The 24,121-nt window shown below is 44.2% G+C and carries 28 protein-coding genes; 24 read left to right on the top strand and 4 right to left on the bottom strand.

What is annotated here, in order from left to right; translation table 11 throughout:
• The first annotated feature begins 17 nt into the window (after positions 1 to 17).
• Positions 18 to 416 (top strand): F0F1 ATP synthase subunit epsilon, encoded by a 399-nt coding sequence (locus tag LJF29_RS17335; RefSeq protein ID WP_010332228.1) that lies wholly within the window; start codon positions 18 to 20, stop codon positions 414 to 416.
• A 34-nt stretch (positions 417 to 450) separates the two neighbouring features.
• Here the strand turns inward: LJF29_RS17335 and LJF29_RS17330 are convergent, their stop codons facing one another.
• Positions 451 to 924 carry a hypothetical protein gene (locus LJF29_RS17330; protein ID WP_229149858.1) on the bottom strand — a complete coding sequence of 158 codons (474 nt, stop codon included), beginning with the start codon at positions 922 to 924 and terminating at the stop codon, positions 451 to 453.
• 177 nt (positions 925 to 1,101) lie between these two features.
• Between LJF29_RS17330 and LJF29_RS17325 the strand changes: the two genes are divergently transcribed.
• The 22 genes from LJF29_RS17325 (at position 1,102) to LJF29_RS17220 (ending at position 19,960) form a co-directional block, all read left to right on the top strand.
• Positions 1,102 to 1,332 carry a DUF1146 family protein gene (locus LJF29_RS17325; RefSeq protein ID WP_010332226.1) on the top strand — a complete coding sequence of 77 codons (231 nt, stop codon included), beginning with the start codon at positions 1,102 to 1,104 and terminating at the stop codon, positions 1,330 to 1,332.
• 142 nt (positions 1,333 to 1,474) lie between these two features.
• A complete protein-coding gene (locus LJF29_RS17320; RefSeq protein WP_229149855.1) occupies positions 1,475 to 2,215 on the top strand; it encodes a YwmB family TATA-box binding protein in 741 nt (246 codons plus the stop codon).
• Between the two features lie 33 nt (positions 2,216 to 2,248).
• Positions 2,249 to 3,559, top strand: coding sequence for a UDP-N-acetylglucosamine 1-carboxyvinyltransferase (gene murA, locus LJF29_RS17315; protein WP_010332224.1), 1,311 nt, complete (start codon positions 2,249 to 2,251; stop codon positions 3,557 to 3,559).
• Positions 3,560 to 3,752: 193 nt separating this feature from the next.
• Complete coding sequence (spoIID, locus tag LJF29_RS17310; RefSeq protein ID WP_010332223.1) at positions 3,753 to 4,784, top strand: stage II sporulation protein D; 1,032 nt, start codon at positions 3,753 to 3,755, stop codon at positions 4,782 to 4,784.
• Between the two features lie 422 nt (positions 4,785 to 5,206).
• Positions 5,207 to 5,890: a vWA domain-containing protein gene (locus LJF29_RS17305; protein ID WP_010332222.1), complete on the top strand. Its 684-nt coding sequence runs from the start codon at positions 5,207 to 5,209 to the stop codon at positions 5,888 to 5,890.
• 324 nt (positions 5,891 to 6,214) lie between these two features.
• Positions 6,215 to 6,889, top strand: a complete 675-nt coding sequence (locus tag LJF29_RS17300) for a vWA domain-containing protein (protein WP_229149853.1) — start codon at positions 6,215 to 6,217, stop codon at positions 6,887 to 6,889.
• 90 nt (positions 6,890 to 6,979) lie between these two features.
• Positions 6,980 to 7,141 (top strand): hypothetical protein, encoded by a 162-nt coding sequence (locus LJF29_RS17295; protein WP_010332220.1) that lies wholly within the window; start codon positions 6,980 to 6,982, stop codon positions 7,139 to 7,141.
• Between the two features lie 100 nt (positions 7,142 to 7,241).
• Complete coding sequence (gene fdhD / locus LJF29_RS17290; RefSeq protein WP_229149851.1) at positions 7,242 to 8,030, top strand: formate dehydrogenase accessory sulfurtransferase FdhD; 789 nt, start codon at positions 7,242 to 7,244, stop codon at positions 8,028 to 8,030.
• Positions 8,031 to 8,043: 13 nt separating this feature from the next.
• Positions 8,044 to 9,069 carry a GTP 3',8-cyclase MoaA gene (gene moaA / locus LJF29_RS17285; RefSeq protein WP_229149849.1) on the top strand — a complete coding sequence of 342 codons (1,026 nt, stop codon included), beginning with the start codon at positions 8,044 to 8,046 and terminating at the stop codon, positions 9,067 to 9,069.
• A gap of 202 nt (positions 9,070 to 9,271) precedes the next feature.
• Positions 9,272 to 10,405: a tetratricopeptide repeat protein gene (locus LJF29_RS17280; RefSeq protein ID WP_229149848.1), complete on the top strand. Its 1,134-nt coding sequence runs from the start codon at positions 9,272 to 9,274 to the stop codon at positions 10,403 to 10,405.
• Between the two features lie 179 nt (positions 10,406 to 10,584).
• Complete coding sequence (locus LJF29_RS17275) at positions 10,585 to 11,064, top strand: hypothetical protein (protein WP_168748964.1); 480 nt, start codon at positions 10,585 to 10,587, stop codon at positions 11,062 to 11,064.
• Positions 11,065 to 11,137: 73 nt separating this feature from the next.
• The gene (locus LJF29_RS17270) at positions 11,138 to 11,326 is read left to right on the top strand and encodes a CsbD family protein (RefSeq protein WP_026014623.1); all 189 of its coding nucleotides are present in this window, start codon (positions 11,138 to 11,140) and stop codon (positions 11,324 to 11,326) included.
• Positions 11,327 to 11,525: 199 nt separating this feature from the next.
• Complete coding sequence (gene urtA / locus LJF29_RS17265; protein WP_229149846.1) at positions 11,526 to 12,782, top strand: urea ABC transporter substrate-binding protein; 1,257 nt, start codon at positions 11,526 to 11,528, stop codon at positions 12,780 to 12,782.
• Positions 12,783 to 12,814: 32 nt separating this feature from the next.
• Positions 12,815 to 13,717, top strand: coding sequence for an urea ABC transporter permease subunit UrtB (urtB, locus tag LJF29_RS17260; RefSeq protein ID WP_229149845.1), 903 nt, complete (start codon positions 12,815 to 12,817; stop codon positions 13,715 to 13,717).
• A 10-nt stretch (positions 13,718 to 13,727) separates the two neighbouring features.
• Positions 13,728 to 14,798, top strand: a complete 1,071-nt coding sequence (urtC, locus tag LJF29_RS17255) for an urea ABC transporter permease subunit UrtC (protein ID WP_229149844.1) — start codon at positions 13,728 to 13,730, stop codon at positions 14,796 to 14,798.
• Positions 14,773 to 15,522: an urea ABC transporter ATP-binding protein UrtD gene (gene urtD / locus LJF29_RS17250; protein ID WP_229149843.1), complete on the top strand. Its 750-nt coding sequence runs from the start codon at positions 14,773 to 14,775 to the stop codon at positions 15,520 to 15,522. Before urtC ends, urtD begins: the two co-directional genes overlap by 26 nt.
• Complete coding sequence (gene urtE / locus LJF29_RS17245; protein ID WP_010332210.1) at positions 15,519 to 16,220, top strand: urea ABC transporter ATP-binding subunit UrtE; 702 nt, start codon at positions 15,519 to 15,521, stop codon at positions 16,218 to 16,220. The genes urtD and urtE overlap by 4 nt, the downstream gene beginning before the upstream one ends.
• A 100-nt stretch (positions 16,221 to 16,320) precedes the next feature.
• Entirely contained in the window at positions 16,321 to 16,638 is a 318-nt protein-coding gene (gene ureA, locus LJF29_RS17240) for an urease subunit gamma (RefSeq protein ID WP_010332209.1), read from the top strand.
• Positions 16,635 to 17,009, top strand: coding sequence for an urease subunit beta (gene ureB / locus LJF29_RS17235; RefSeq protein WP_229149842.1), 375 nt, complete (start codon positions 16,635 to 16,637; stop codon positions 17,007 to 17,009). Before ureA ends, ureB begins: the two co-directional genes overlap by 4 nt.
• On the top strand, positions 17,006 to 18,715 hold the full coding sequence (ureC, locus tag LJF29_RS17230) for an urease subunit alpha (protein ID WP_229149840.1): 1,710 nt from the start codon (positions 17,006 to 17,008) through the stop codon (positions 18,713 to 18,715). Before ureB ends, ureC begins: the two co-directional genes overlap by 4 nt.
• 133 nt (positions 18,716 to 18,848) lie before the next feature.
• Entirely contained in the window at positions 18,849 to 19,250 is a 402-nt protein-coding gene (locus LJF29_RS17225; RefSeq protein WP_229149838.1) for an Rrf2 family transcriptional regulator, read from the top strand.
• A 68-nt stretch (positions 19,251 to 19,318) separates the two neighbouring features.
• Positions 19,319 to 19,960: an NAD(P)-dependent oxidoreductase gene (locus LJF29_RS17220; protein ID WP_229149836.1), complete on the top strand. Its 642-nt coding sequence runs from the start codon at positions 19,319 to 19,321 to the stop codon at positions 19,958 to 19,960.
• 36 nt (positions 19,961 to 19,996) lie between these two features.
• Here LJF29_RS17220 and LJF29_RS17215 read toward each other — a convergent pair whose 3' ends face one another.
• Together LJF29_RS17215 and cls are read right to left on the bottom strand one after the other, a co-directional pair.
• A complete protein-coding gene (locus tag LJF29_RS17215; protein ID WP_010332204.1) occupies positions 19,997 to 20,386 on the bottom strand; it encodes a DUF5362 family protein in 390 nt (129 codons plus the stop codon).
• Between the two features lie 293 nt (positions 20,387 to 20,679).
• Complete coding sequence (gene cls, locus LJF29_RS17210; RefSeq protein ID WP_010332203.1) at positions 20,680 to 22,128, bottom strand: cardiolipin synthase; 1,449 nt, start codon at positions 22,126 to 22,128, stop codon at positions 20,680 to 20,682.
• A gap of 242 nt (positions 22,129 to 22,370) precedes the next feature.
• Here cls and LJF29_RS17205 point away from each other — a divergent pair, with 242 nt between their 5' ends.
• Complete coding sequence (locus LJF29_RS17205; protein WP_024123133.1) at positions 22,371 to 22,808, top strand: DUF5392 family protein; 438 nt, start codon at positions 22,371 to 22,373, stop codon at positions 22,806 to 22,808.
• Positions 22,809 to 23,046: 238 nt separating this feature from the next.
• On the opposite strand, the gene pseI is transcribed toward LJF29_RS17205, so the two are convergent.
• Positions 23,047 to 24,096 (bottom strand): pseudaminic acid synthase, encoded by a 1,050-nt coding sequence (gene pseI / locus LJF29_RS17200; RefSeq protein ID WP_229149835.1) that lies wholly within the window; start codon positions 24,094 to 24,096, stop codon positions 23,047 to 23,049.
• Positions 24,097 to 24,121 lie beyond the last annotated feature (25 nt).

The following is a 24,121-nucleotide window of genomic DNA, read 5'->3' as shown; positions in this document are numbered from 1 at the left end:
CCTAGGAGGGTAAAAGCATGAAGACCGTTCAAGTCAATATCGTTACTCCCGACGGCCCAGTATACGATGCGAATATCGAAATGGTGAGTGTGAGAGCCGAAAGCGGCGATCTCGGTATTTTGCCAGGTCATATTCCAACCGTGGCTCCTCTTAAAATTGGTGCTGTTCGTCTGAAAAAAGACGGACAGACTGAATTGGTTGCCGTCAGCGGCGGATTTATAGAAGTCCGTCCTGATCAGGTGACCATCCTTGCCCAAACTGCTGAGACAGCGGAAGGCATCGATAAAGAGCGCGCTGAAGCTGCACGTCAGCGGGCGCAGGAGCGTTTGAATTCTCAATCAGATGATACTGACATTCGTCGGGCTGAGCTTGCATTACAGCGGGCTTTGAACAGATTGGATGTAGCAGGGAAATAATAAAAAATCCTTCTCTTAATGAGAAGGATTTTTTTTATGACTGCACAAGAGAATCAAACAGTGACAGCAGCGGCTGACTCTCTTTTTGACGCAAGTATAACCAGTCACAGCAATTCACGGTATGCCATGATTTACGGTTTCTTCTAAAGCCCATTGTATAAGCCCCGTCTGTATACGGATAAGGCTTTACGATCCATTCAGCATCTTCGTGGTGGGCAATTACACAATCTATAAGATAAACACTGATCATCTTCTCGAATTCTTCAATAGGAAGATTCCAATCAGCAAGCAAAAGCTCTTGTATACTTTGAAAATAAAGATTTTCAAGCTCTTCTAGGCTTTCTCTCGTATGGGTGAGAGAAATGTTATAAAACTGACACAATTCATTCAGTTCTTCAATCTGTGACTGTCTATAATCATAATAGAATGCAATTGCTTCCCATTCCTGCTCAAATACAGGCAAGTCCTCACCATATTGCTTTTCAGGCTGAAAAAAAGAATGATTCATAATTGCCAGCTCCTTTCCAAAAAAGTATACCATGCAAAAGAGCCGCTGTTTAAGCGGAGATTAGCCCTAGTTTTGGATGAATATTCCGTTCTGTATAAAATGTATCATCTTTATCTCTTCTTCTTATATAATAAGAAAGGGTATAAAGCGGAGAATGGATGAAAGGAGTGCGGATAGATGAGCGTATTGGGACAGCAGGCTGCAATTGGCATTATCGTTCACTTGATTTTTATCGCGGTTACTTGGTGGGCGCTGCAAGCCGTCAATATTGATCCGTTAATCAGAAAAGGCAAAGTCGTGCAGGCAAGACTCCTGATGATTTTGCTGACCATTGCAATCGGAACGACTGTCGGAAACTTCTTTTTAGATTACCTTAATTATTCACAGCAGCTTCCCTATTTATTTTGATAGGTTTTGATTGCCGAAAACATGGGAATGGCTGGGGAAGCGGGTTAAAACGCTTCCTGGAATAACGCGAGTTTTGACGAAGATTTCCACGTATGGCGCCCCTTGCCTCCGGTAAAACTGGAGATTAGGGGGAGAGATCATAATGAAGAAAAAACAAGTAAGCCATGCTATTATTGTATCTGTTGTGTTAAGCTTCGTCATTGCTGTTTTCCATACGATTCATGCGAGTGAGTTAACGCCATTAGCTCAAATTGCACAGGGAATGGAACGCCAGAATGTGTCAATTGATAAGTGGACATTGCATGCAAAACAAAATATGTCTCTGAACGAAAAAGAATTTTATAAAAAAGTGCAACGTTTAAAATCAGAGTATCGTCAATATAATTGGGCACTTGCACAGGAAGATTCAATAGTAAAGGCCATTGGCACGTATACTGACAAAAAAAATCATACTTCTTTTAAACTGCAGCTTGTCACAACCCTCAAAAAACACAACCCAACTTCGTATTTATTATATGAGCAAATGAGTCTTGAGACACCGATTAGCTGGAATGATACATATGAACAGTTTGAACGGCAGGCACTCGGGATATTCCAAGAAAAAGTAGTTACTTTTACTTGTCTAAATGGTCACTTAGATGATAATATGAATATTGTTTTGCAAAAAAAAGCAAATCAGTTATTAAATGAATTTCAAGCAAGATCTGTTGAACATGTAGTCGAGCCAAGTTTCGTTTCTATTTCTGCGTATACAGATGAGTGGAAAGAGTCTATCATGACCTCAAAACATAAAATGAATTTGCAAATTGCACTTAGAAGTGCAGGAATGGGCGGAAAACATATCGTTACGGTTGGCACACCAATCGTTACGACTGAATATTAATATAGAGAATTTAGGGACGCGGAGGGGAATACCTTGGAAAAAATCATCGTCCGCGGCGGTCAAAAGTTAAACGGCACAGTCAAAGTTGAAGGCGCTAAAAATGCTGTTTTACCAGTTATCGCTGCATCTTTATTAGCAAGTGAAGAAAAAAGCGTAATTTGTGATGTACCTACGCTCTCCGATGTATATACAATTAATGAAGTGTTGCGTCATTTAGGAGCAGATGTGCATTTTGAGAATAATGAAGTCACTGTAGATGCTTCATACGCTTTGCAAACTGAAGCACCTTTTGAATATGTGCGTAAAATGCGTGCGTCTGTGCTTGTCATGGGACCGCTTCTAGCGCGTACAGGTCATGCAAGAGTAGCGCTTCCAGGCGGATGCGCAATTGGATCTAGACCAATAGACCAGCATTTAAAAGGTTTTGAAGCAATGGGCGCAGAAATTAAAGTCGGTAATGGCTTCATTGAAGCTGAAGTAAAAGGCCGTCTGCAAGGCGCAAAGATCTATCTGGATTTCCCAAGTGTGGGAGCAACAGAAAACCTGATTATGGCAGCTGCTTTAGCTGAAGGAACAACAACGCTTGAAAACGTGGCGAAAGAGCCTGAAATCGTTGATTTAGCAAACTATATCAACGGCATGGGCGGAAAAATCCGCGGAGCGGGCACCGGCACCATCAAAATTGAAGGAGTCGATAAGCTTCACGGCGTAAGACACCATATTATACCTGACCGTATTGAAGCGGGCACATTTATGGTTGCCGCTGCAATCACTGAAGGAAATGTTTTAGTTAAAGGAGCAGTACCTGAACATCTCACTTCTTTAATCGCAAAAATGGAAGAAATGGGTGTTACGATTAAGGATGAAGGAGAAGGCCTTCGTGTAATCGGTCCGAAAGAATTGAAACCGATTGACATTAAAACAATGCCTCATCCGGGATTCCCGACTGATATGCAATCACAAATGATGGCGCTTCTGCTTCGTGCAAGCGGCACAAGCATGATTACAGAAACTGTTTTTGAAAACCGTTTTATGCACGCGGAAGAATTCCGCCGTATGAATGGTGATATCAAGATTGAAGGACGTTCTGTGATTATTAACGGCCCTGTACAGCTTCAAGGAGCTGAAGTTGCAGCTACTGACTTGCGTGCAGGCGCAGCGTTGATTCTTGCGGGGTTAGTGGCTGAAGGTCATACACGTGTTACTGAACTGAAACACTTAGACCGCGGTTATGTTGATTTCCATCAGAAGCTTGCCGGTCTTGGCGCAGACATCGAACGTGTAAACGATGAGTCTGCTTCTGAGCAAGAAAGCAAAGAAGTAGTTTCAGACTTAAACGCATAAAGGATTAAAAATCAGTATGTCATTCTGGCATACTGGTTTTTTATTTTTAGTGTATTATCATCATTATGCGCAAAATAGCAAAAAAGAATACGTAAATGACAAATAAAGTTTCTGTCCAAAAGGAGAGTCATATTAGCTTGTCCCTGCCCATAGACTAGACTAGAGTCGAATCCCGAGCAGGAGGCAGCTAAATATGAAACAATTCGCAATCACACTATCCATACTATGTGCATTGATTCTCTTGGTCCCCACACTCTTAGTGATTCCGTTTCAGCATAATAAGGAAGCGGGGGCCAGAGGAGAATCAGGAAAGACAGCAGTCAATACGATACAAGAATCTAAAGGAGCGGAAACATTGAAAGCTTCGCCTGTTTCTATCCCAGTCTATCGAACCGCCAATCAATCCGTAGAAGATATTCCGCTTGAAGAGTATGTCATCGGAGTCGTCGCCTCCGAAATGCCGGCTACCTTTGAACCTGAAGCGCTGAAGGCTCAGGCTCTCGCCGCAAGAACGTTTATTGTCAGGCTGATGGTCTCAAATTCCGCAGTAGAGGCCCCTAAAGGCTCGCTGGTCGATGATACTCAGATGTTCCAGGTGTACAAAAGCAAACCGGAGCTGAAGAAACAGTGGGGCGCAGATTATGAAGCAAAGCTGAAAAGAATCACAGATGCGGTTGCCAGTACGCAAGGCAAAATCTTAACGTACAACAACCAGCCGATTGAAGCCTCCTTTTTCTCCACAAGCAACGGTTATACAGAAAATGCGGAAGCATATTGGACAAGTGCCATTCCTTATTTAAAAAGCGTCAAAAGCTCTTGGGATAAAAAATCCCCGAAGTATAAGGCCACCAGAACCTTTACAGTGGCACAATTTGAACAAAAGCTTGGCGTCCAGCTGAATGGGTCAAATACTGTCGGAGAGATCACCGGAGAAACACCGGGCCATCAGGTGGCAACAGCCGTCATTAACGGCAAGAAGCTGAAAGGAAGGGACATACGCGAAAAGCTTGGCCTCAATTCAGCTGATTTTGAATGGAAACGAAATGGAGACACCATTACCATTACCACGAAAGGCTTTGGCCACGGTGTGGGAATGAGCCAGTATGGAGCTAATTTTATGGCCAAAGAGGGCAAAACAGTTGATGAGATTGTGAAGTATTATTATCAAGGAACACAGATTTCAACCGCAGATTCGTTTTTGAATAAATATATGGCGAAGAAATAAAAGGACGCTTCATAAAGCGTCTTTTTTGCCGTTTATAAGCGCATATTCTGTTCCTAAGCCTTTTTATTTAAAAGCGGCTAAAGACCGCCTAAAGGCCTTCTGCGTATTTTAAAGTCTATATGAGGATGAGGGAATCAGTTCCTTTTTCATATTTGCTGACACTGAGCTTGTGGTAAAGAAATCCACATTGATCGACTGACTTCGACAGACTCATATAACGAAAGGCGAAAGGCTGACAATCATGATTTTTCATCCTGCTGTTAGGCGGAAATCACTAATAAAAATAAAGATTTCTATGCAAAAGTAAACAGAGGCAATGGGGAAGCCCGCCCTATTTATTTCTCTGTTTTTGTCGATTACGATTAGTTATGTTCAGCGTTGAACATCTGCACGCAGAAACAAACTTGAAAAGGGGCAAGAACATGAAAAAAAGATTTTCACTGATCATGATGACAGGATTGCTATTTGGACTGACGTCACCTGCTTTTGCTGCTGAAAAAACAGAACCGAAGGCTGAAGCTCCGGCAAGCGTGGCGGTTTTGCTTGATGCCAGCGGAAGCATGGCGAAAAGAATAGACGGTGTATCTAAATTTAATTCAGCCAAAAAAGAAATTTCAAAGTTTGCAAGCTCACTGCCTGCAGACACTCAAGTGAAAATGAGTGTGTTTGGTTCAGAAGGAAACAATAAAAATTCCGGAAAAGTTCAATCATGCGAAGCGATTCGCAACGTATACGGCTTCCAAAGCTTTAACGAACAGAGCTTCCTCAATTCTCTTAACACAATCGGGCCGACTGGCTGGACACCGATCGCAAAAGCGCTGAACGAGGCGAAATCTTCTTTCGATCAGCTTGATGCAAAAGGAGAAAAAGTCGTTTATCTGCTAACAGACGGTGAGGAAACATGCGGCGGCAACCCGATCAAAACAGCAAGAGAACTTCATAAAGACAACATCACAGTAAATGTAATTGGATTTGACTATAAAGAAGGGTATAAAGGCCAGCTGAACGCAATTGCTAAAGTTGGCGGCGGAGAATATTTCCCTGCTTATACACAAAAAGATGTTGAGAAAATTTTCACTCAGCAATCTCTGATGTTATCTAAATAAGAACAAAGAAGAGGCTGAAAGGTCAGCCTCTTTTTTGTTTTTAACAAAACGTTCAAAAGTAAGCAGCTGCCCGCCTGTAGCATAGTAGCAGATTTCAGCTTTTCTCTCCTGATCACGGAGAAAAAAGAATGAACGGTGTCACATTCTTTCTATATTTTTTGGGTGGAAATGGCTAAAAACGATTGAGGTTTCCAGCGATTTTGAATAGAGAGTAAAAGGGAGATAAAAGGCAGCTTGCCCTATATCAATTTGAGGTTTCATATTCTAGCATTAAGAAGAATCCAACAAGACGTTGGAAAATATGATAAAGAAAGGAAGTTGAACATGAAAAAATTACTGACTGCAAGTATGATTGGACTGTTGACTGTCTCCATTGCGTCCCCGTCTTTTGCCGCTGAGAAAAAAGCCGACACGAATGTAGCTGTCCTGTTTGATGGAAGCGGAAGTATGGTTCAAAAAACAGGAGGAGAACGAAAGATAGACATTGCCAAAAAATCTGTAAAGTCTTTTGCCGAGCTGCTTCCTGAGGATACAAATCTGATGCTTCGTGTCTTTGGACATGCCGGAAACAATAAACTTTCCGGAAAGGCTCTTTCATGCAGCACAACAGAAACGATTTACGGCCTCCATCCATATGAAGGAACGCTCTTTGACCATTCATTAAGCGGCATCAAACCGACCGGCTGGACGCCAATTGCCAAAGCGCTTTCTGATACTAGAAAAGAATTTGAAGCGTTTGATGCAGACGGGAAAAACGTGGTGTATTTAATTACTGACGGCGAAGAAACATGCGGCGGAAATCCTGCTGATGAAATTGAAAAGCTTCGTGAAGCAAATGTAGATACGATTGTAAACATTATCGGCTTCAACTTTGATGTGAAAGAAAACGCGGAAATGAAACAGGCGGCTGTTGCCGGCGGTGGAGAATATATTTCAGCAGACAGTGCGGAAGAATTTGAGCAGGCCTGGGAAAAAGAAGCACAAAAATTTACGGATTAACCCAATGAAAAGGCGCTGCCCCAGGCGCCTTTTTCTATTGGTTTAAAAACAGTGCCTGCGGGAATGATACCGGTAAAAGGGGTTGAAAACATGAGATTGTTAGGATTGATATTTCTTATAGCGGCCGTGGTTTTCATATTGCTCGGTGTTTTTCTGAAACTGGCAGCTTTCTTTTTTGTCAGCATGCTCACTTTGATCGCAGCTCTTGTGCTGTTTATGATCCTGAAAAAGAATCAGCATAACCAAACGTAGAGTCCTTTAGAATGGGCTCTTTTTTTTATAACAGGATTCGACAAAATCTGAGGAGTGTGAAAAAATATAAAGGCAGGAACATTGCGGAGGGGAAGAGACATTGAATGATAAAGTAACTGCGGTCAGGGAGATATGGCGTTATGAACAAGGGGAAATGAGCAGGCAAACCGACCGGATGGTGACGGAATATCCGTTGACGGTGATGGTGAACGGCAGTGAGTTTGTCACGCTCGTTTGCACGCCGGAGCATATCAAAGAGCTCGTCATCGGATTTCTCGCATCTGAGGGCGTTATTCGATTTCAAAAAGAGATTAAAAGGTTTACAATAGATGAAAGTCTCGGTTTTGTGTATGTCGATCTTGTTCATCCTGGGACATTGGATCAACAGGAATATACGAAACGGGTGATCGGCTCGTGCTGCGGAAAGGGTCGCCATTTTTATTTTCAGCAGGATGTCAAAACCGCCAAGACGGCTGTCAGTCAAATCAAGATTTCGCCTGAAACTTGTTTGGCGCTTATGAAGGATATGCAAAAAGAAAGCGGGACGTTTCAGGAGACGGGAGGCGTGCATAACGCGGCGCTTTGCGATACGGAGAAAGTGCTTTTGATGCGCACAGATATCGGCCGTCACAACGCGCTTGATAAATTATACGGACATTGCCTGCTGAATGGGATGTCCGTCCGCGATAAACTGATTGTCTTCAGCGGGAGAATCTCATCAGAAGTGCTGTTAAAAGCGGCAAAAATCGGCGTGTCGATTGTGATTTCAAAATCGGCCCCGACAGAGCTTGCGATTCAAATGGCAGAAGAATTAAATATCACAGCGATCGGTTTTGTGAGAAACGGATCTTTTAATGTATATACACATCCCGAAAGAATTTGGGGATAGGAGGGGCTGCGCAATGAATACAGAATCTCGCCAGATGTTAGATAAAAAGAACAGACCGCTCAGAGATCTTCGCATTTCTGTTACAGACCGCTGCAACTTCCGATGCACGTACTGTATGCCAGCCGAATTATTTGGCCCGGATTATCCTTTTTTAAAGAAAGAAGAGTTGCTTTCATTTGAGGAAATGGAACGGCTTGCGACGCTGTTTGTCACCAGGTTTGGGGTGGAAAAAATCCGCTTGACCGGCGGAGAACCGCTTATGAGAAAAGACATGCCTGAATTAATCAAAAAACTGGCCCGCATTCCGGGTCTCCGTGATATTGCGATGACGACAAACGGGTCGCTGCTGCCTGTTTATGCTGAGAAACTCAAAGAAGCCGGCTTGAAAAGGGTTACCATCAGCCTTGATTCATTAGAGGACGAACGCTTTAAAATGATCAACGGGCGAGGGGTTTCTGTCAGTAAGGTGCTTGAAGGCATTGAAGCGGCGAAACAAGCGGGGCTCGGCGTTAAAATCAACATGGTTGTCCAAAGGGGCGTCAATGAAAAAGATATACTGCCTATGGCGCGCTATTTTAAAGAAAATGGGCATATCCTGAGATTCATCGAATTTATGGACGTCGGCAACACCAACCAATGGGAAAAGAAAGATGTCATGACAAAGGCGGAAATCATTGATGTAATCAATGAACACATGCCGGTTGAACCGATCAAGCCTAACTATAAAGGGGAAGTTGCTTCAAGATTCCGCTACTTGGACGGCTCTGGTGAAATCGGTGTGATTTCTTCTGTATCTGATGCGTTCTGCGGCTCGTGTAACAGGGCCCGCCTGTCTGCGCGCGGTGAGTTGTTTACTTGCCTATTCGCTTCAAGCGGATATGACCTCAGAGCGCCGGTTCGGCAGGGATTAAGTGATGGCGAGCTGACAGAGATGATCGGCACAGTATGGAAGAATCGGATAGACCAATATTCAGTTGACCGGACGCTTTCAAAAACAGCGGGGAAAAAGAAAGTGGAAATGTCTTATATCGGCGGTTAATATGATAAAAGCTTATCGGCTAAGTCCGGTAAGCTTTTTTGTGTCAAAAACTGTAATGCGCAAAAAAGTGCAAAAAATCCATTCATAAACCGAAAGATATAAGGATAGGCAAAAAGAAGGAATCATTGGAAGGAATTTTAATTCCAAAGCCATACAATATGATAAAATATAACCACTAGTTCATAGAAAGGGTTGGAGAGGCATGGCCGCTTACGAGATCCCGTCATCTCAAGTAGGAGTTAAAATCAATCAGTGGTATAAGCACATTTTAGCATTTCAAGTGGCTGATGCCGTTCAGCTGAAGGAAGAGATTGATCATGATATAGAACATATGGAAGAGGATCAGCTGCTTCTGTTGTATTATCAGCTGATCAGCTACCGTCATCAAATTATGCTTGATTATGTAAAGCCCGACCTGCACGAGGAATCTCAGCTCCAATATCGTGAATTAATCGAGAGGCTGGAAAGCAGCAAGGACAGCATCTCGGGATTATCTGAGTATTATTTTCATTTGTTCAGAGGAATGTATGAATTTGAACAGAACAATTACATCTCAGCCATATCTTTCTATCGAAAAGCTGAGAAAATGCTTGCGTTTGTAGAGGATGATATTGAAAGAGCGGAATTTCATTTTAAAGTAGCAGAAGTATTTTATATTATGAAGCAGACCCACTTTTCTATGAATCATGCGATACAGGCGCTTGAGACCTACAAGGCTCATGATTTTTACAGGGTGAGAAGAATTCAATGCCACTTTGTCATTTCGGGAAACTATATAGACTACAGAAATTATGAAAAAGCGCTTGAGCATCTCGATGACGCTTATCGTTTGGCTTTACTGGAAGGACAGCCCCGCTTGATCGGATCAGCCCTCTACAACATGGGGAACTGTTATGATGAAAAAGGAGAGCTGGATCAGGCGGCTGCCTACTTTGAAAAAGCGCTGCCCGTCTTTGAGGAACATCAGCTGGAGCAGCTCCCGAAAGCGCTGTTCAGCTTGACGCGTGTTCTCTTCAAAAAACAAGCTGAACAAGCGGCTATGCATTATTATGAAAAAGGGATTGCCATCGCCCGAAAACGAAACGACAGCTTTAGTCTGGAAAAATATAAATTTCTGCAGGCTCTATATGTGGAATCCGTTAACATGGGTATGATTCAAGAGGTTTTTGATTATATGGAGGCCAAGTCCCTGTATGTGTATATTGAGGAATTTGCTCTGGATGCAGCTGCATATTCGAGCCTTCACGAAAACTATCAAGATGCGGTGTTTTTCTATGAAAAAGCGGTCAGCATGAGAGCGCTGATCCAGAAGGAAGACTGTTTATATCAAGTGTAAAAACCATCTGACGCCAGATGGTTTTTTTTTATACAAAAAAAGGGGAGCATCGGGACGTTTATTTCCGTGGAGAACAGGAAAAATCGCTACATACTGTTTTGGAACACAAACGGATGGTTAGCCGCGATTTTGTGAAATGGGAAATGGCGTTGTTTATGACAAGCGTGAGGGGGAATTCAATGTTTGGATTTGATGATATGGTGAAGTTTCTGTGGTCTTTCCTCATCGTTCTGCCGCTTGTATCTATTATACATGTTGCCGGGCACAGCTTTATGGCCTTTATTTTTGGCGGGAAGGGTTCATTGGATATCGGGATGGGCAAAAAGCTGTTCAGGATCGGGCCGATACAGGTCAGAACCATTTATTTTATGGATTCGTTTTGCCGGTACGGCGAACTGAAGATCGACAACCGATTCACACACGCACTTGTTTATGCCGGAGGCTGCCTGTTTAACTTAATCACCATTTTCGCAGTGAATTTGCTCATTATACACAGTGTATTGAAGCCAAATGTGTTTTTTTATCAGTTTGTCTACTTTTCTACGTATTATGTGTTTTTTGCCCTGCTGCCGGTCCGTTACTCAGAAAATAAATCATCTGACGGGCTGGCGCTCTACAAGGTGCTCCGTTACGGAGAGCGTTATGAAATCGATAAATAATATTCAAATGTTTACCGCTGCTCAGATCGGGAAGGTAACAAGTACACACATAAATGAAGGGAGAGAATTACACATGGGTAACGATAGTGTAAAAGATAAAATGAAAGGCGGCTTAAATAAAGCCAAGGGAGAAGTGAAGGATAAAGTTGGAGATATGACCGACAAAACGGATATGAAGGCTGAAGGCAAAAAAGATAAGGCAAAAGGCGAGGTCCAAAAAGATATCGGTAAAGCAAAGGATACATTCACAGATAAAAATTAATCAGAGCGGCAAGGCAAGAAACAATGTTTCTTGCCTTTTTTTATGTGAATAAATATGACAAAAAAGACAATCGATTTGGTTAAAGTATCTAAATTTTTTAAATATTCTTTAAAGTAATGCATCTTTTCTATATAATAAATGACATAAGTTGTTAACTTTTATAACATCAGTTGACTCAATCAGACAAAGGAGGTTGTGAATGAAAAGCAAAGGGGTTAGAATACAGGCTTTCTTTCTGATGGTTCTTATCACGATTCTGATCACGGGATGTGCGGCGCCGAAAAAAGTGTCGGAAGCCAGCGTGGATGCGAAAAAAACAGTTGATATTGACACAAGCGGGGATGCAGTGAAGATTGGGATTCTTCACTCATTAAGCGGGACAATGGCAATCAGCGAGGTATCCGTTCATGATGCAGAGCTGCTGGCTATTCATGAAATCAACCAAAAAGGCGGCGTTCTCGGCAAAAAGCTTGAACCTGTCGTGGAGGACGGGGCTTCTGACTGGCCTACATATGCCGAAAAAATGAGAAAGCTGCTTCAGCAGGACAAAGCGGCGGCTGTTTTCGGAGGATGGACATCAGCGAGCCGTAAAGCGATGCTCCCGGTTGTGGAGCAAAATAACGGGCTGCTGTTTTATCCGGTGCAATACGAAGGCATGGAGTCATCACCAAATATGTTTTATACCGGAGCAACGACAAACCAGCAAATCGTGCCGGCTGTTGATTGGCTGCTGAAGAATAAAGGCAAGACATTCTTTCTGATCGGCTCTGATTATGTGTTTCCGAGAACAGCCAATAAAATCATTAAAGCGCAAGTGAAAGCCGCTGGGGGAGAAATTGTCGGTGAAGAGTATACGCCGCTCGGCCACACGAATTACAGTACGCTGGTCAGCAAAATCAATGAAAAGCAGCCGGATGTTATTTTTAACACATTAAACGGCGACAGCAATGTGGCATTTTTTAAGCAGCTGATAGATGCGGGTGTGACAGCTGATGAAATTCCTGTCATGTCGGCGAGTGTCGCAGAGGAAGAAATTCGGGGGATCGGTCCTGATGTGCTAAAAGGGCATTATGCGGTGTGGAATTACTTCCAGACAACCAATACAAACGAAAATCAGACATTCGTGAAGCATTATAAAAAGATGAACGGCGATAGCCGGGTGACGAGCGATCCGATTGAAGCCGGTTATAATGCGGTGTATCTCTGGGCAGCGGCTGTTGAAAAAGCCAAGTCCTTTGATATCGATAAAGTGAAGAAAGCGGCTGACGGGATTGCATTCAAGGCCCCGGGCGGCACGGTGAAAATCGATGGGGAAACACAGCATCTTTACAAAACAGTTAGAATCGGGCAAATCACGGGGGATGGACAGTTTAAAGAAGTATGGAATTCAGGTGATCCGGTAAAACCTGATCCGTATTTAAGAACGTACGACTGGGCAAAGGGGTTATCTAAATAAATCAAAGCCGTTTGCGGGAGAGGAGGCGGAAAATGTCTGTCATCGTAACGCAATTGTTTAACGGAATCAGTCTCGGTTCTATTTTGATTCTCATTGCGATTGGATTGGCCGTTACATTCGGTTTGATGAACATAATCAATATGGCGCACGGTGAGCTGATTATGGCGGGGGCATATACGACATATGTCGTTCAGCAGCTGTTTTTAAGTTATTTGCCGGCTTCTATGTTTTCTTACTATTTTTTAATTGCTATCATCATGGCATTTGCGGTTGCGGCGTTTATTGGAATTGTTATTGAAAAGGTGATTGTCAGGCGGTTGTATGACCGTCCGCTCGACAGCCTTTTGGCAACATGGGGGGTAAGCTTGATCCTGCAGCAGGCGGCCAGATCGATTTTTGGCGCACCAAATGTGGCCGTCAAGTCTCCTGAATGGCTGACGGGAGGAGTAACACTGTTTTCCGTTACCTTTCCGTATAAAAGGCTGTTTATTTTGGCGCTCGTTCTTTTTACACTGGCGCTGCTCGGATTCTATTTGTTTAAAACCTCTGCGGGACGGCGGATGCAGGCTGTTACGCTGAATCGGAGCATGGCATCATGTCTTGGTGTATCTGTGAGAAAAACAGATACATTGGCTTTCGCGCTCGGAAGCGGGCTGGCCGGTATTGCGGGGAGCTCACTCACATTGCTGGGGTCAATCGGGCCTACTCTCGGTTCGTCCTATCTGGTCGATGCTTTTATGATCGTCATTTTAGGCGGTATCGGAAAATTAAAAGGGACGATTATTGGGGCTGTGCTGGTGGGATTACTCAGTACATTTGTGGAGTATTCGGCAAGCGCCATCATAGCCAAGGTTGTGGTGTTTGCGTTTATTATTCTCTTTCTGCAATGGCGGCCTTCGGGTCTCGCAAGCGTCAAAACGAGATTACTTGATTAGGGGGTGCCGGATGAAGCAGTTTTCGCAATTCAGTCCGTATCTTGTGATGTTTGCCCTTTTTATCGCCGCTCCGTTCTTTCTTCAGGAGTTTCGATTGGGGCTGTTGGCGAAGTTTTTATGCTTTGCGATTGTAGCGGTCGGCATTTGCCTCATTTGGGGATATACAGGCATTTTGAGCTTGGGGCACGGCGTCTTTTTCGGATTGGGCGCCTACTGCATGGCGATGTATTTAAAAATAGAAGCCTCACCATCCGGGATTCCTGATTTTATGGAGTGGACGGGAGTCAGCGAACTGCCGTGGATCTGGGCTTTGTTCAGGCATCCTTTTGCTGCAATTGCGGCGGCTGTCGCTGTGCCTGTGCTACTGGCGTTTTTGCTCGGCTATTTTACGTTCCGCAACAATATAAAGGGAGTATATTTTTCATTGATATCACAGGCAGTCGTCGTTGTGGTGGTTACACTGTTCATCGGCAGCCAAGAAATCACCGGCGGTACCAATGGACTAACCAACTTCTATACGATTTTTCAATATTCTTTGGCTGATCCTGCGTTGAAGCGGATCCTGTATTTTACCACAGTCTTTTTTCTCGGCCTTACTGTTGTATTCGCTTTGTTTCTTACGAGAAGCCGCTTTGGCCGGCTTTTGCAGGCGGTTCGCGAAGGAGAAAACAGGGTGCGTTTTTTCGGTTATCATTCCACTGTTTTTAAAGTGTTTATTTACTGTGTGTCCGCTGCGATGGCGGGAATTGCCGGGATGCTGTTTGTGCTTCAGGACGGAATGATCTCGCCGGAAATGATGGGCATCATCCCTTCAGTGGAAATGGTGCTGTGGGTGGCGATCGGCGGCAGGCACTCCATTTTCGGAGCTGTGCTGGGCGCGCTGTTAACAAACGGCATGAAAAGCTATTTAAGCGAATATTATCCTGACATTTGGCTGTATTTCCTCGGTGCGCTGTTTATGATCGTCGTGCTTTACTTGCCAAAAGGGATTGTCGGACTGTTTGAGAAGCTTGGAACCCGGCTTTCTTTCTCGAAAAAGAAAGGAGCGGCTGCATATGAAACCGATACTTATCTGCCGTGACGTGAAGGTTCAGTTTGATGGATTTTGGGCGCTGCAGGGGGCGGATATCAGTGTGCAGGAACGTGATATTCACTTTTTGATTGGGCCGAATGGCGCCGGGAAAACAACCATGCTGGATATTATTTGCGGGAAAACAAAGCCGCAGTCGGGTGAGGTTGTTTTTCAAGAAACGGCAGAACTGACAAAGGTTCAGGAATATCAGATCGCCAAAATGGGCGTCGCCAGAAAGTTTCAGGCTCCGAGTGTCTTTTCGCAGCTGACCGTGTTTGAAAATATCGAGCTTGCCATGAAGCAGAAAAAAACGATTCTCTCCCTGCTGATGGCGCGTATGACAAGAGAACAGCGTGAAAGGGTGACAGACATCCTGAAGCTAATCGGTTTAGAAGGAAAGCGGGACATAAAAGCCGGCAGCCTGTCACACGGACAGAAACAATGGCTCGAAATCGGCATGCAGCTCGCCATGGAGCCGAAGCTTTTGCTGCTGGATGAACCGATCGCCGGAATGACGGGAAAAGAGCGGGATAAAACCGGGGCTCTCCTTGAGGAAATTGCCAAAACGTGTTCCGTTTTAATTGTGGAGCACGATATGGATTTTGTCCGCTCGTTTTCCAGAAAAGTGACGGTGATGCATGAAGGAAAAGTGCTTTGTGAAGGATCGATGGATGAGATTACAAGCAATGAAGAGGTGGCAGCGGTGTATTTAGGAAGGAGCGGGGCGTCATGATAGCGGTTAGTAATGTGACATCCGGTTACGATCAATCCATGGTTTTGCATAACCTCAGCATGGAAGTCCGCCCTGGGCAGATCGTCGCTGTATTAGGCCGAAACGGAGTTGGGAAATCCACTTTGCTGAAGACGATCATCGGCCTGATCCCGGCCAAACAGGGACAAATCCGTTTTCATCAAACGTTTGTTCAAAACGAAAAGACGGAAAAACGGGCAAGAGCAGGAATAGCGTACGTGCCGCAGGGGAGAGACATCTTTCCCGCTTTAACCGTTCGCGACAATCTTTTGCTCGGAGAAGAACCGCTTCCTAAGAAGGAGCGGAGAGGGCAGATCAAGGAGGAGATTTTTCAGTGGTTTCCTGTTTTGAAGGACATGCTCGACCGTAAAGGCGGCGATTTGAGCGGAGGACAGCAGCAGCAGCTTGCGATTGCCAGAGCGCTGATGGGTAATCCGAAAATGATTTTACTAGATGAACCAATGGAAGGAATTCAGCCCTCAATCGTGGAATTGATTCAAAAAGTTATCATAGAAATTTCCAGAAAAGAAGAGACTGCAGTTGTTTTGGTGGAACACAGCTTAGAGAACGCCTTAACGTGCGCTGACTATCTTTATGTTATGGACAGGGGAACGGTCGTCGCTCACGGAAAGGCTGACGAAGAAACGGCTCGCCGTTTTGAAAGGCATCTCACTGTTTGATCAGCATCCTGAAAAAGGGAGGTGATGGCCCGCCTGCATCGTTCCGGAGATTCATGTAACGCAATCCACTTTAGAATGACGATAATAAGGAGGACCTAAGATGAAACTGACACCTGTTGAACAAGAGAAATTGCTCATTTTTGCAGCGGGAGAATTAGCCAAGCAGCGAAAGGCGCGCGGCGTTCTGCTCAATTATCCCGAGGCTGCCGCTTATCTCACCTGTTTTATCATGGAAGGCGCGCGTGATGGTAAGGGAGTGGCGGAGCTGATGGAAGCCGGCCGCCATGTATTGACTGAAAAAGATGTCATGGAGGGCGTGCCTGAGATGCTGGACAGCATTCAGGTGGAAGCTACATTCCCTGACGGAGTGAAGCTTGTCACAGTACACCATCCGATTTCTGCGGAGGTGAAGTCATGAAGCCGGGAGCATTTCAGATTGCTGAGGGAACCATTACGATTAACGAAGGCCGCCAGACACGGGAGATAGCGGTGAAAAACACCGGATCACGTTCCGTTCAGGTCGGTTCCCATTTTCATTTTGCGGAAGCCAATGGTGCGCTATCGTTTGACCGCGAACAAGCCATCGGCATGCGTATCGACATTCCGTCAGGCACATCGGTCCGTTTTGAGCCAGGTGAGGAGAAAACGGTCACGCTTGTTGAATTCAGAGGACGAAAAACAGTAAGAGGACTGAACGGAATGTCCGATACGTATATCGATGAACGCGGCAAAGAAAAAACGTTAGCCAACTTAAAGAAAGCCGGCTGGATGGAAGGTGTGATTCGATGAAAATGTCACGGGAACAATACGCGGAGCTGTTTGGTCCGACAACGGGCGATAAAATCAGATTGGGCGATACGGACTTATGGATCGAAGTCGAAAAGGACTTCACTGTATATGGTGAAGAAATGATCTTTGGAGGCGGAAAAACGATCCGTGACGGCATGGGCCAAAACGGCAGCATCACAGGAAAAGACGGTGCTTTGGATTTGGTGATCACCAACGTCGTGTTATTGGATTACACAGGCATTGTCAAAGCGGATGTCGGTGTAAAGGACGGCCGGATCGTGGGTGTCGGAAAAAGCGGCAACCCAGATATCATGGATGGAGTCGATCCGCATATGGTCATCGGTGCGGGTACAGAGGTGATTTCCGGGGAAGGCAAAATTTTAACGGCTGGAGGAGTGGATACGCACATTCACTTTATTTGTCCTCAGCAGATGGAAGTTGCACTTTCCTCAGGAGTGACGACTCTTCTTGGAGGCGGAACGGGGCCCGCTACAGGAAGCAAAGCGACAACATGTACGTCAGGTGCATGGTATATGGCAAGGATGCTGGAAGCGGCCGAGGAATTTCCGATCAATGTCGGCTTCTTGGGAAAAGGGAATGCATCCGATAAAGCGCCGCTGATTGAACAGGTGGAAGCCGGCGCCATCGGCCTGAAGCTCCATGAAGATTGGGGCACGACGCCAAGCGCTATCAAAACGTGCATGGAAGTTGTGGAGGAAGCCGATATTCAAGTCGCAATCCATACGGATACGATCAATGAAGCGGGCTTTCTGGAAAACACGCTTGATGCAATTGGTGAGCGGGTGATTCATACCTATCACATTGAAGGAGCAGGCGGAGGCCATGCCCCGGATATTATGAAGCTCGCCTCTTATGCGAACATTCTGCCGTCATCCACAACGCCGACAATCCCTTACACCGTCAATACGATGGATGAGCACCTTGACATGATGATGGTCTGTCACCATTTAGACGCGAAGGTGCCCGAGGACGTGGCGTTCAGCCATTCCAGAATCAGGGCTGCGACAATTGCGGCAGAGGACATTCTCCATGATATTGGTGCGATCAGCATGACGTCATCGGATTCCCAAGCGATGGGGCGGGTTGGCGAAGTCATTATCCGCACTTGGCAGGTGGCTGACAAAATGAAAAAACAGCGTGGCGCTCTCACTGGAGAAAACGGAAACGATAACGTACGTGCGAAACGCTACATTGCCAAATATACGATTAACCCGGCAATTACTCACGGCCTCAGCCATGAAGTCGGTTCTGTAGAAAAAGGTAAGCTCGCTGACCTTGTCCTATGGGATCCTGTATTTTTCGGCGTGAAACCGGAATTGGTCTTAAAGGGCGGCATGATAGCACGCGCGCAAATGGGGGATCCAAACGCGTCTATCCCGACTCCGGAGCCTGTGTTCATGCGCCAAATGTATGCTTCGTATGGTAAAGCCAACCGCTCAACCTCCATTACGTTTATGTCCCAGGCGGGCATTGAAAGGGGCGTGGCGGAAAGGTTTGGGCTGGAAAAAAGAATTTCTCCTGTGAAAAACATCCGCAAGCTGAGCAAGCTGGATATGAAATTAAACGCTGCTTTGCCGAAGATTGAAGTCGATCCGAAAACATATCAAGTCTTTGCTGACGGAGAAGAATTATCCTGCCAGCCTGTCGATTATGTTCCGCTGGGACAACGATATTTCTTATTCTGACAAGACACGGCCGGAGTGCATCCGGCCGTTTTATTGACTAAACGGATGTCCAAGAAGCGCAAATTTAGTGTATATTATATGTTGACAAACGAATTAAATGTAACTATTATAGTTACAACGGTGGTGAAAAAACATGATTAACAGCCGTCTTGCTGTTGCCATTCATATTTTATCGCTCATTTCGATGGATGAAAAAGCGTCTTCGGACATTATCGCTGACAGTGTCAACACCAATCCGGTAGTTGTAAGAAGAATGATCAGCCTGCTGAAAAAGGGCGATATTCTCACATCACGCGCCGGGGTGCCGGGCGCGAGCCTCACAAAAGATCCAGCTGATATTTCTCTTTTAGAAGTATATCGGGCTGTTCAAAACCAAGAGGAACTATTTGCGGTTCATGAAAACCCGAACCCGATGTGTCCGGTAGGCAAAAAAATTCAGTGCGCACTGGATGAGACATTTGAAAGTGTGCAAAAAGCGATGGAAAATGAGCTGGCAAGCAAGTCATTAAAAGATGTAATGAATCATCTCTTTTAATCAAAAGAGATGACTTCTCACCGCCAACATGTAACTAAAATTGTTACAAATAAGGAGGAAATCAAAAAATGAAAATAGGAATTATTGGTGCAAGCGGAAAAGCGGGAAGTCTGATTTTGAAAGAAGCGAAGGAAAGAGGCCATGAGGTAACAGCCATTGTCCGAAATGCATCTAAAGTGCAAGAGCAGGACACAGCGATTTTGGAGAAAGATGTTTTTGAACTGACAGCGGAAGATCTCAAGCCTTTCGATGCACTCGTGAACGCTTTTGGAGCTGCGCCTGGCCAGGAACATCTTCATGTTGAAGCAGGCAGAACATTAATCAACCTGCTAAAGGATGCAAAACATACAAGATTGTTTGTCGTCGGCGGAGCGGGAAGCCTGTTCGTTGATGAAGCCAAAACAACACGTTTAATGGATACACCGGAATTCCCGAAAGAATATCTTCCGACTGCATCAAATCAAGGAGAGAACCTGAAAGACCTGCAAAAGGCAGACTCTATTTCCTGGACATTCCTCAGCCCGGCGGCGTTTTTTGATGCGGCAGGAAAGCGGACGGGATCTTACCAAAAAGGAAAAGACAATGTGATCGTAAACGCAAAAGGCGACAGTTATATCAGCTATGCCGATTATGCGATTGCTGTTTTGGATGAGCTTGAACATCCGTCACACAAAAATGAACGCTTCACAGTAGTAAGCGAAGCGGAATAACAAGAAAAAACCCGGAGGAAGCTCCGGGTTTTTTACTTAATAGCTGCTGTACGTATCATAATCGCTGAATATGCCGTCAGCGATTCCAAGCATTAGAAAGATGAAGAATGCGATGATCGCCAGGATCGATACAGCGATGCTCACAATTAAATAAATCCCTTGCATCTTTACAAATTTCGCATAGTTCTCCAGCATTAAATCTTCAGATTGCCCGCTATGCTTTTCAGCCATTAAGCCTGCTTCTTTTGCTGACCGCATCAAAAAGATGCCAGAAATGATTTGCAGTACGCCGGGCACTGCGCCGATAAGAAAAAAGAACGCGCCTGAAAGCGCAGTAAAAGCGCCCATAATAATAAATAAAATGCCTGTTGCTTTTCCCCATTTTGAAATACTGATGAGGGTTTTGTTGACCGTTTCCGGATTCATTGACACGGGTCCCCTTTACAAAAAAATACTCACTTTTCTTTTATACACTATTTGTGAGAAGTTTTGTATAAAGAAATAAAAATAGTGAATTTGATTTTGAAGCGGCGTGAATGGAGCTTGGCCTGACGATCCGGAGGTGCAAGCAAGCCGCTCTTGATAAATTACATGATCATATTAGTGATTTTTTATTACGATTGCACGCTATATGGGAAAGGTCACCAACGTTTTTATGGGATGCGTGATGATGCCATGCTGAAAAACCCCGGCCATAAAGGCCGGGGGATTGGCACATCTTATAAAATCGGCGACAGCAGCCGTGACACTGATTCCTTAATGCGGATCCATAATGATCGCTGCTGATATTCCTCGTAGGTGTATTTTCTCGATACGAGCAAATCTTCTTTAAATGTAGAAACCAGTTTTTTGGCAATGTTGATATCATAAATAAATGCATTAACCTCAAAATTCAGCCTGAAGCTTCGGACGTCGATATTCGCTGTACCGACTGACGCAATTTCGTCATCCACAACGATTGTTTTCGCGTGGATAAAGCCATTATCGTATATATAGACGGTGGCTCCGGCTTTTAAGAGATCCCCGATATACGAAAGTGTGGCCCAGTATACAAAGGCATGGTCGGGCTTGTTCGGTATCATAATGTTGACATCAATGCCGGACAGGCACGCAATCCTTAATGCATCCAGCAGGCTTGCGTCCGGAATAAAGTAAGGTGTTTGTATCAAAATGCTACGTTTGGCGTTTGAAATCATTTTGATGTAGCCGTTTTTAATTTGTTCCCATTCGGAATCGGGCCCGCTCGTAACAATCTGCATCCCGACATTTCCCTTTGGGCTGCAATCGGGAAAGTGGTTCGGAATATAGGTGAGTGTATGATGATGTGAAGCTTGGTTCCAGTCAAGGATGAATCGTGTCTGAATGGCGTGGACGGCCGTTCCCTGCAATCGAATATGGGTATCGCGCCAATAGCCGAACTTCGGATTGAGGCCGAGGTATTCATCCCCGACATTAAACCCACCGACATAACCGGTTATGCCGTCTATGATGACGAGCTTTCGGTGGTTGCGGTAATTCAGCCGAAGGTTAATCGGCCTGAGTTTTGAAGGGAAAAAGACCTCCACATGCCCGCCGGCCTCACGCAGTTTTTTGAAAAACTTTTTGCGTAGCGTTCTGGACCCGAGCTCATCATACAAAACCCTGACCTGCACACCTTCTTTCGCTTTTTGAATGAGGGCGTCCCGCAATTTTTTTCCTAATTCATCACCTTTGTAAATATAATATTGTAGATGGATATGATCCTTTGCCTTTGATATGTCATGTAAAAGCCGCTGAAACTTATCACGTCCGTCTGTAATGACATCAACTGAATTATCCTCTGTAAAGACAGCATGATTATTCATGATGAGCATGTATATTAAATCCTTATTATCAAAGGTTGCCCGGTTGTTGAACTGAAATTGCCTGTTTTCTAATTCTTCAAGCTGATGCTGCAGCAGCTTTTCGATTCCGATTTTCTTGCGATCCTCCCATTGAAACAAATGCTTGCGTCTGAGATTATGACCGAATAATAGGTATAAAATAAAGCCTAAAACGGGTATAAAGAAAAGAACAAGCAGCCAAGCCCATGATGCACTGGCATCGCGCCGTTCTTTGAATATGACAATGATGGCCAAAAGAATATTCAAAATGAAAAAAAGTGATAAAAGGATGGAAGAAATACTCACTTTGTAACCCCGCTAATTCATATTTATCAAGAAGATTGCCATTAGTATTCCATGAATAACAGCAATCTGATTCCCATTACAAATTATAACACTGACTTTTTAAAAGAATAAAGTGTGTTGATCCAGATTCTTTGTGAATAACACGGGCAGATTTCTTTAAAACCAGCTTGCACCTGCGTTAAAATAAACTCATATGATAACGTTCGTAAAGCCTTGCAAAATCAAATAAAGGGGGAGAATAAATGAACTTTTACAGAATAGAACAAATGCCGGGGTTCATTAAAACAGAAATGCAAAAAATTCAAAAGGCTGTACAGCCTTTAATGAAGAAAACTGTCATCTACCGTTTTCTTGCTGTTCCGCTTGCTGCATTCTCTCTCTTTAATTTGGCTGCTTTCCTTTTTCATGCTTCAGCAGACAGAGAGTCCCTAATCAGCGCCGGTCTTTTTGCGCTTCTTGCTGCACTTGGATTAGCATTTTTTAAAGAAGCGGGCTATCAGCATAAACAAATCCAAAAGACCGTTCATATTTATATGCTGAACAGAATCAAAAAGAGCGAAATTCTTTCAGAAGAGCGCAAAAACACGTATACGCGCCAGATCAAGGAAGAACCGTTTGCGATGCGGAGCTTTGTAGAGTTTTTGACTGAAGAAGACAGACGCAAGAAAATGCTGTATTAATACAGTAAACGGCACCCTGACTGTTAGCGGATTTATCTAACAATCAGGGTGCCGTTTTTTCATTTCATCGAATTCGTGTGAAACAACCGGATATTCATTCTGTGTTTTATATATCTATTGAAGATAACGTAGACATGGCAATTCTTTCTTTTCATCAAATTAGATCTGTGGCCCGTGCCGTATACGATATCTATGAGCATTATCATGATTCCTTTTCATAGAAAAATAGGGGATAAAACTATATAGAATCCCATCCCAGCGGTGTCCCTGCTGAAAGGTGTTTCGTTGCTGTTTTTCCGATCATTACATCAAAGTACTTTGGTTCCAAACCATAACCAGGTCGTATCACCTTAATATTTTCTTTGGTGAAAATCTCTCCGGCTTTTATATCGTTTGTTACATAAATAGAGCGGCGAAATTTAAGCGAAGCTTTTTCCATGTCAGTTGGTCCATAAGTGATCTGTCCTAACGCTTGCCATGCCCTTTCCGTTTCAACGACAAGTTCTTTCAATTCAGGTGGTTCCAGTGAAAAGGCAGAATCTACACCGCCATCAGCTCTTGATAAAGTGAAGTGTTTCTCAATCACAGTTGCGCCTAAGGCGACACTGGCAACAGCAACTCCTGTTCCCATTGTGTGATCTGATAAGCCAACTTGGCAATTAAATAATTCCTTCATATGAGGAATCGTAGAAATATTGGTGTTTACTGGTGATGCCGGATAGGTGCTTGTGCATTTTAGAAGGATTAACTCTTTACAGCCTGCTTCCTTGGCAGCCGTTATTGTTTCATCAATTTCTGCTACTGTAGCCATTCCAGTTGAAATGATAATGGGTTTACCTGTAGCAGCTACCTTTTTGATAAGAGGGATATCAGTATTTTCAAATGAGGCTATTTTATATATAGGCACTCCCAGGTCTTCCAAAAAGTCGACAGCCGATTCATCAAATGGCGTACTCAAAGGAATCATTCCAAGCTCCCGGCATTTATCGAAAATGGGTTTATGCCATTCCCATGGGGTGTAAGCCTTCTGATATAATGTATAGAGCGTACTGCCAGACCATAGACTATCGTTATCCTCAATTTTAAAATCTTTCGTATCTATATTTAACGTCATCGTATCAGCGGTATAGGTTTGTATTTTTAATGCATGTGCACCTGCTTTGGCTGCTGCTTCTATAATGTGAAAAGCACGTTCTAACGATTGATTATGGTTCCCGGACATTTCAGCAATAATAAATGGGGGATGATGCGGGCCAATACTTCTTCCATCAATATTGATTTCGTTCATCTTTGCACTCCCTTCTATTCACAGG

Origin of the sequence: Bacillus sp. LBG-1-113, assembly GCF_020708615.1 — a bacterium.
Lineage (GTDB): Bacteria > Bacillota > Bacilli > Bacillales > Bacillaceae > Bacillus > Bacillus mojavensis.
Note: the sequence above shows the minus strand (reverse complement) of the source record. Positions and strands in the feature narration are given on the sequence as shown.

Excerpts from the sequence above, each read along its gene's own strand:
- LJF29_RS17305 (WP_010332222.1), top strand. The coding sequence starts at position 5,207 with ATGAAAAAAAGATTTTCACTGATCATGATGACAGGATTGCTATTTGGA.
- moaA (WP_229149849.1), top strand. The coding sequence starts at position 8,044 with ATGAATACAGAATCTCGCCAGATGTTAGATAAAAAGAACAGACCGCTC.
- spoIID (WP_010332223.1), top strand. The coding sequence starts at position 3,753 with ATGAAACAATTCGCAATCACACTATCCATACTATGTGCATTGATTCTC.
- LJF29_RS17325 (WP_010332226.1), top strand. The coding sequence starts at position 1,102 with ATGAGCGTATTGGGACAGCAGGCTGCAATTGGCATTATCGTTCACTTG.
- LJF29_RS17205 (WP_024123133.1), top strand. The coding sequence starts at position 22,371 with ATGAACTTTTACAGAATAGAACAAATGCCGGGGTTCATTAAAACAGAA.
- urtB (WP_229149845.1), top strand. The coding sequence starts at position 12,815 with ATGTCTGTCATCGTAACGCAATTGTTTAACGGAATCAGTCTCGGTTCT.
- LJF29_RS17225 (WP_229149838.1), top strand. The coding sequence starts at position 18,849 with ATGATTAACAGCCGTCTTGCTGTTGCCATTCATATTTTATCGCTCATT.
- LJF29_RS17270 (WP_026014623.1), top strand. The coding sequence starts at position 11,138 with ATGGGTAACGATAGTGTAAAAGATAAAATGAAAGGCGGCTTAAATAAA.
- LJF29_RS17275 (WP_168748964.1), top strand. The coding sequence starts at position 10,585 with ATGTTTGGATTTGATGATATGGTGAAGTTTCTGTGGTCTTTCCTCATC.
- LJF29_RS17320 (WP_229149855.1), top strand. The coding sequence starts at position 1,475 with ATGAAGAAAAAACAAGTAAGCCATGCTATTATTGTATCTGTTGTGTTA.
- pseI (WP_229149835.1), bottom strand. The coding sequence starts at position 24,096 with ATGAACGAAATCAATATTGATGGAAGAAGTATTGGCCCGCATCATCCC.
- LJF29_RS17220 (WP_229149836.1), top strand. The coding sequence starts at position 19,319 with ATGAAAATAGGAATTATTGGTGCAAGCGGAAAAGCGGGAAGTCTGATT.
- ureB (WP_229149842.1), top strand. The coding sequence starts at position 16,635 with ATGAAGCCGGGAGCATTTCAGATTGCTGAGGGAACCATTACGATTAAC.
- urtC (WP_229149844.1), top strand. The coding sequence starts at position 13,728 with ATGAAGCAGTTTTCGCAATTCAGTCCGTATCTTGTGATGTTTGCCCTT.
- urtE (WP_010332210.1), top strand. The coding sequence starts at position 15,519 with ATGATAGCGGTTAGTAATGTGACATCCGGTTACGATCAATCCATGGTT.
- ureA (WP_010332209.1), top strand. The coding sequence starts at position 16,321 with ATGAAACTGACACCTGTTGAACAAGAGAAATTGCTCATTTTTGCAGCG.
- ureC (WP_229149840.1), top strand. The coding sequence starts at position 17,006 with ATGAAAATGTCACGGGAACAATACGCGGAGCTGTTTGGTCCGACAACG.
- urtA (WP_229149846.1), top strand. The coding sequence starts at position 11,526 with ATGAAAAGCAAAGGGGTTAGAATACAGGCTTTCTTTCTGATGGTTCTT.
- urtD (WP_229149843.1), top strand. The coding sequence starts at position 14,773 with ATGAAACCGATACTTATCTGCCGTGACGTGAAGGTTCAGTTTGATGGA.
- LJF29_RS17280 (WP_229149848.1), top strand. The coding sequence starts at position 9,272 with ATGGCCGCTTACGAGATCCCGTCATCTCAAGTAGGAGTTAAAATCAAT.
- LJF29_RS17295 (WP_010332220.1), top strand. The coding sequence starts at position 6,980 with ATGAGATTGTTAGGATTGATATTTCTTATAGCGGCCGTGGTTTTCATA.
- LJF29_RS17300 (WP_229149853.1), top strand. The coding sequence starts at position 6,215 with ATGAAAAAATTACTGACTGCAAGTATGATTGGACTGTTGACTGTCTCC.
- LJF29_RS17330 (WP_229149858.1), bottom strand. The coding sequence starts at position 924 with ATGAATCATTCTTTTTTTCAGCCTGAAAAGCAATATGGTGAGGACTTG.
- LJF29_RS17335 (WP_010332228.1), top strand. The coding sequence starts at position 18 with ATGAAGACCGTTCAAGTCAATATCGTTACTCCCGACGGCCCAGTATAC.
- LJF29_RS17215 (WP_010332204.1), bottom strand. The coding sequence starts at position 20,386 with ATGAATCCGGAAACGGTCAACAAAACCCTCATCAGTATTTCAAAATGG.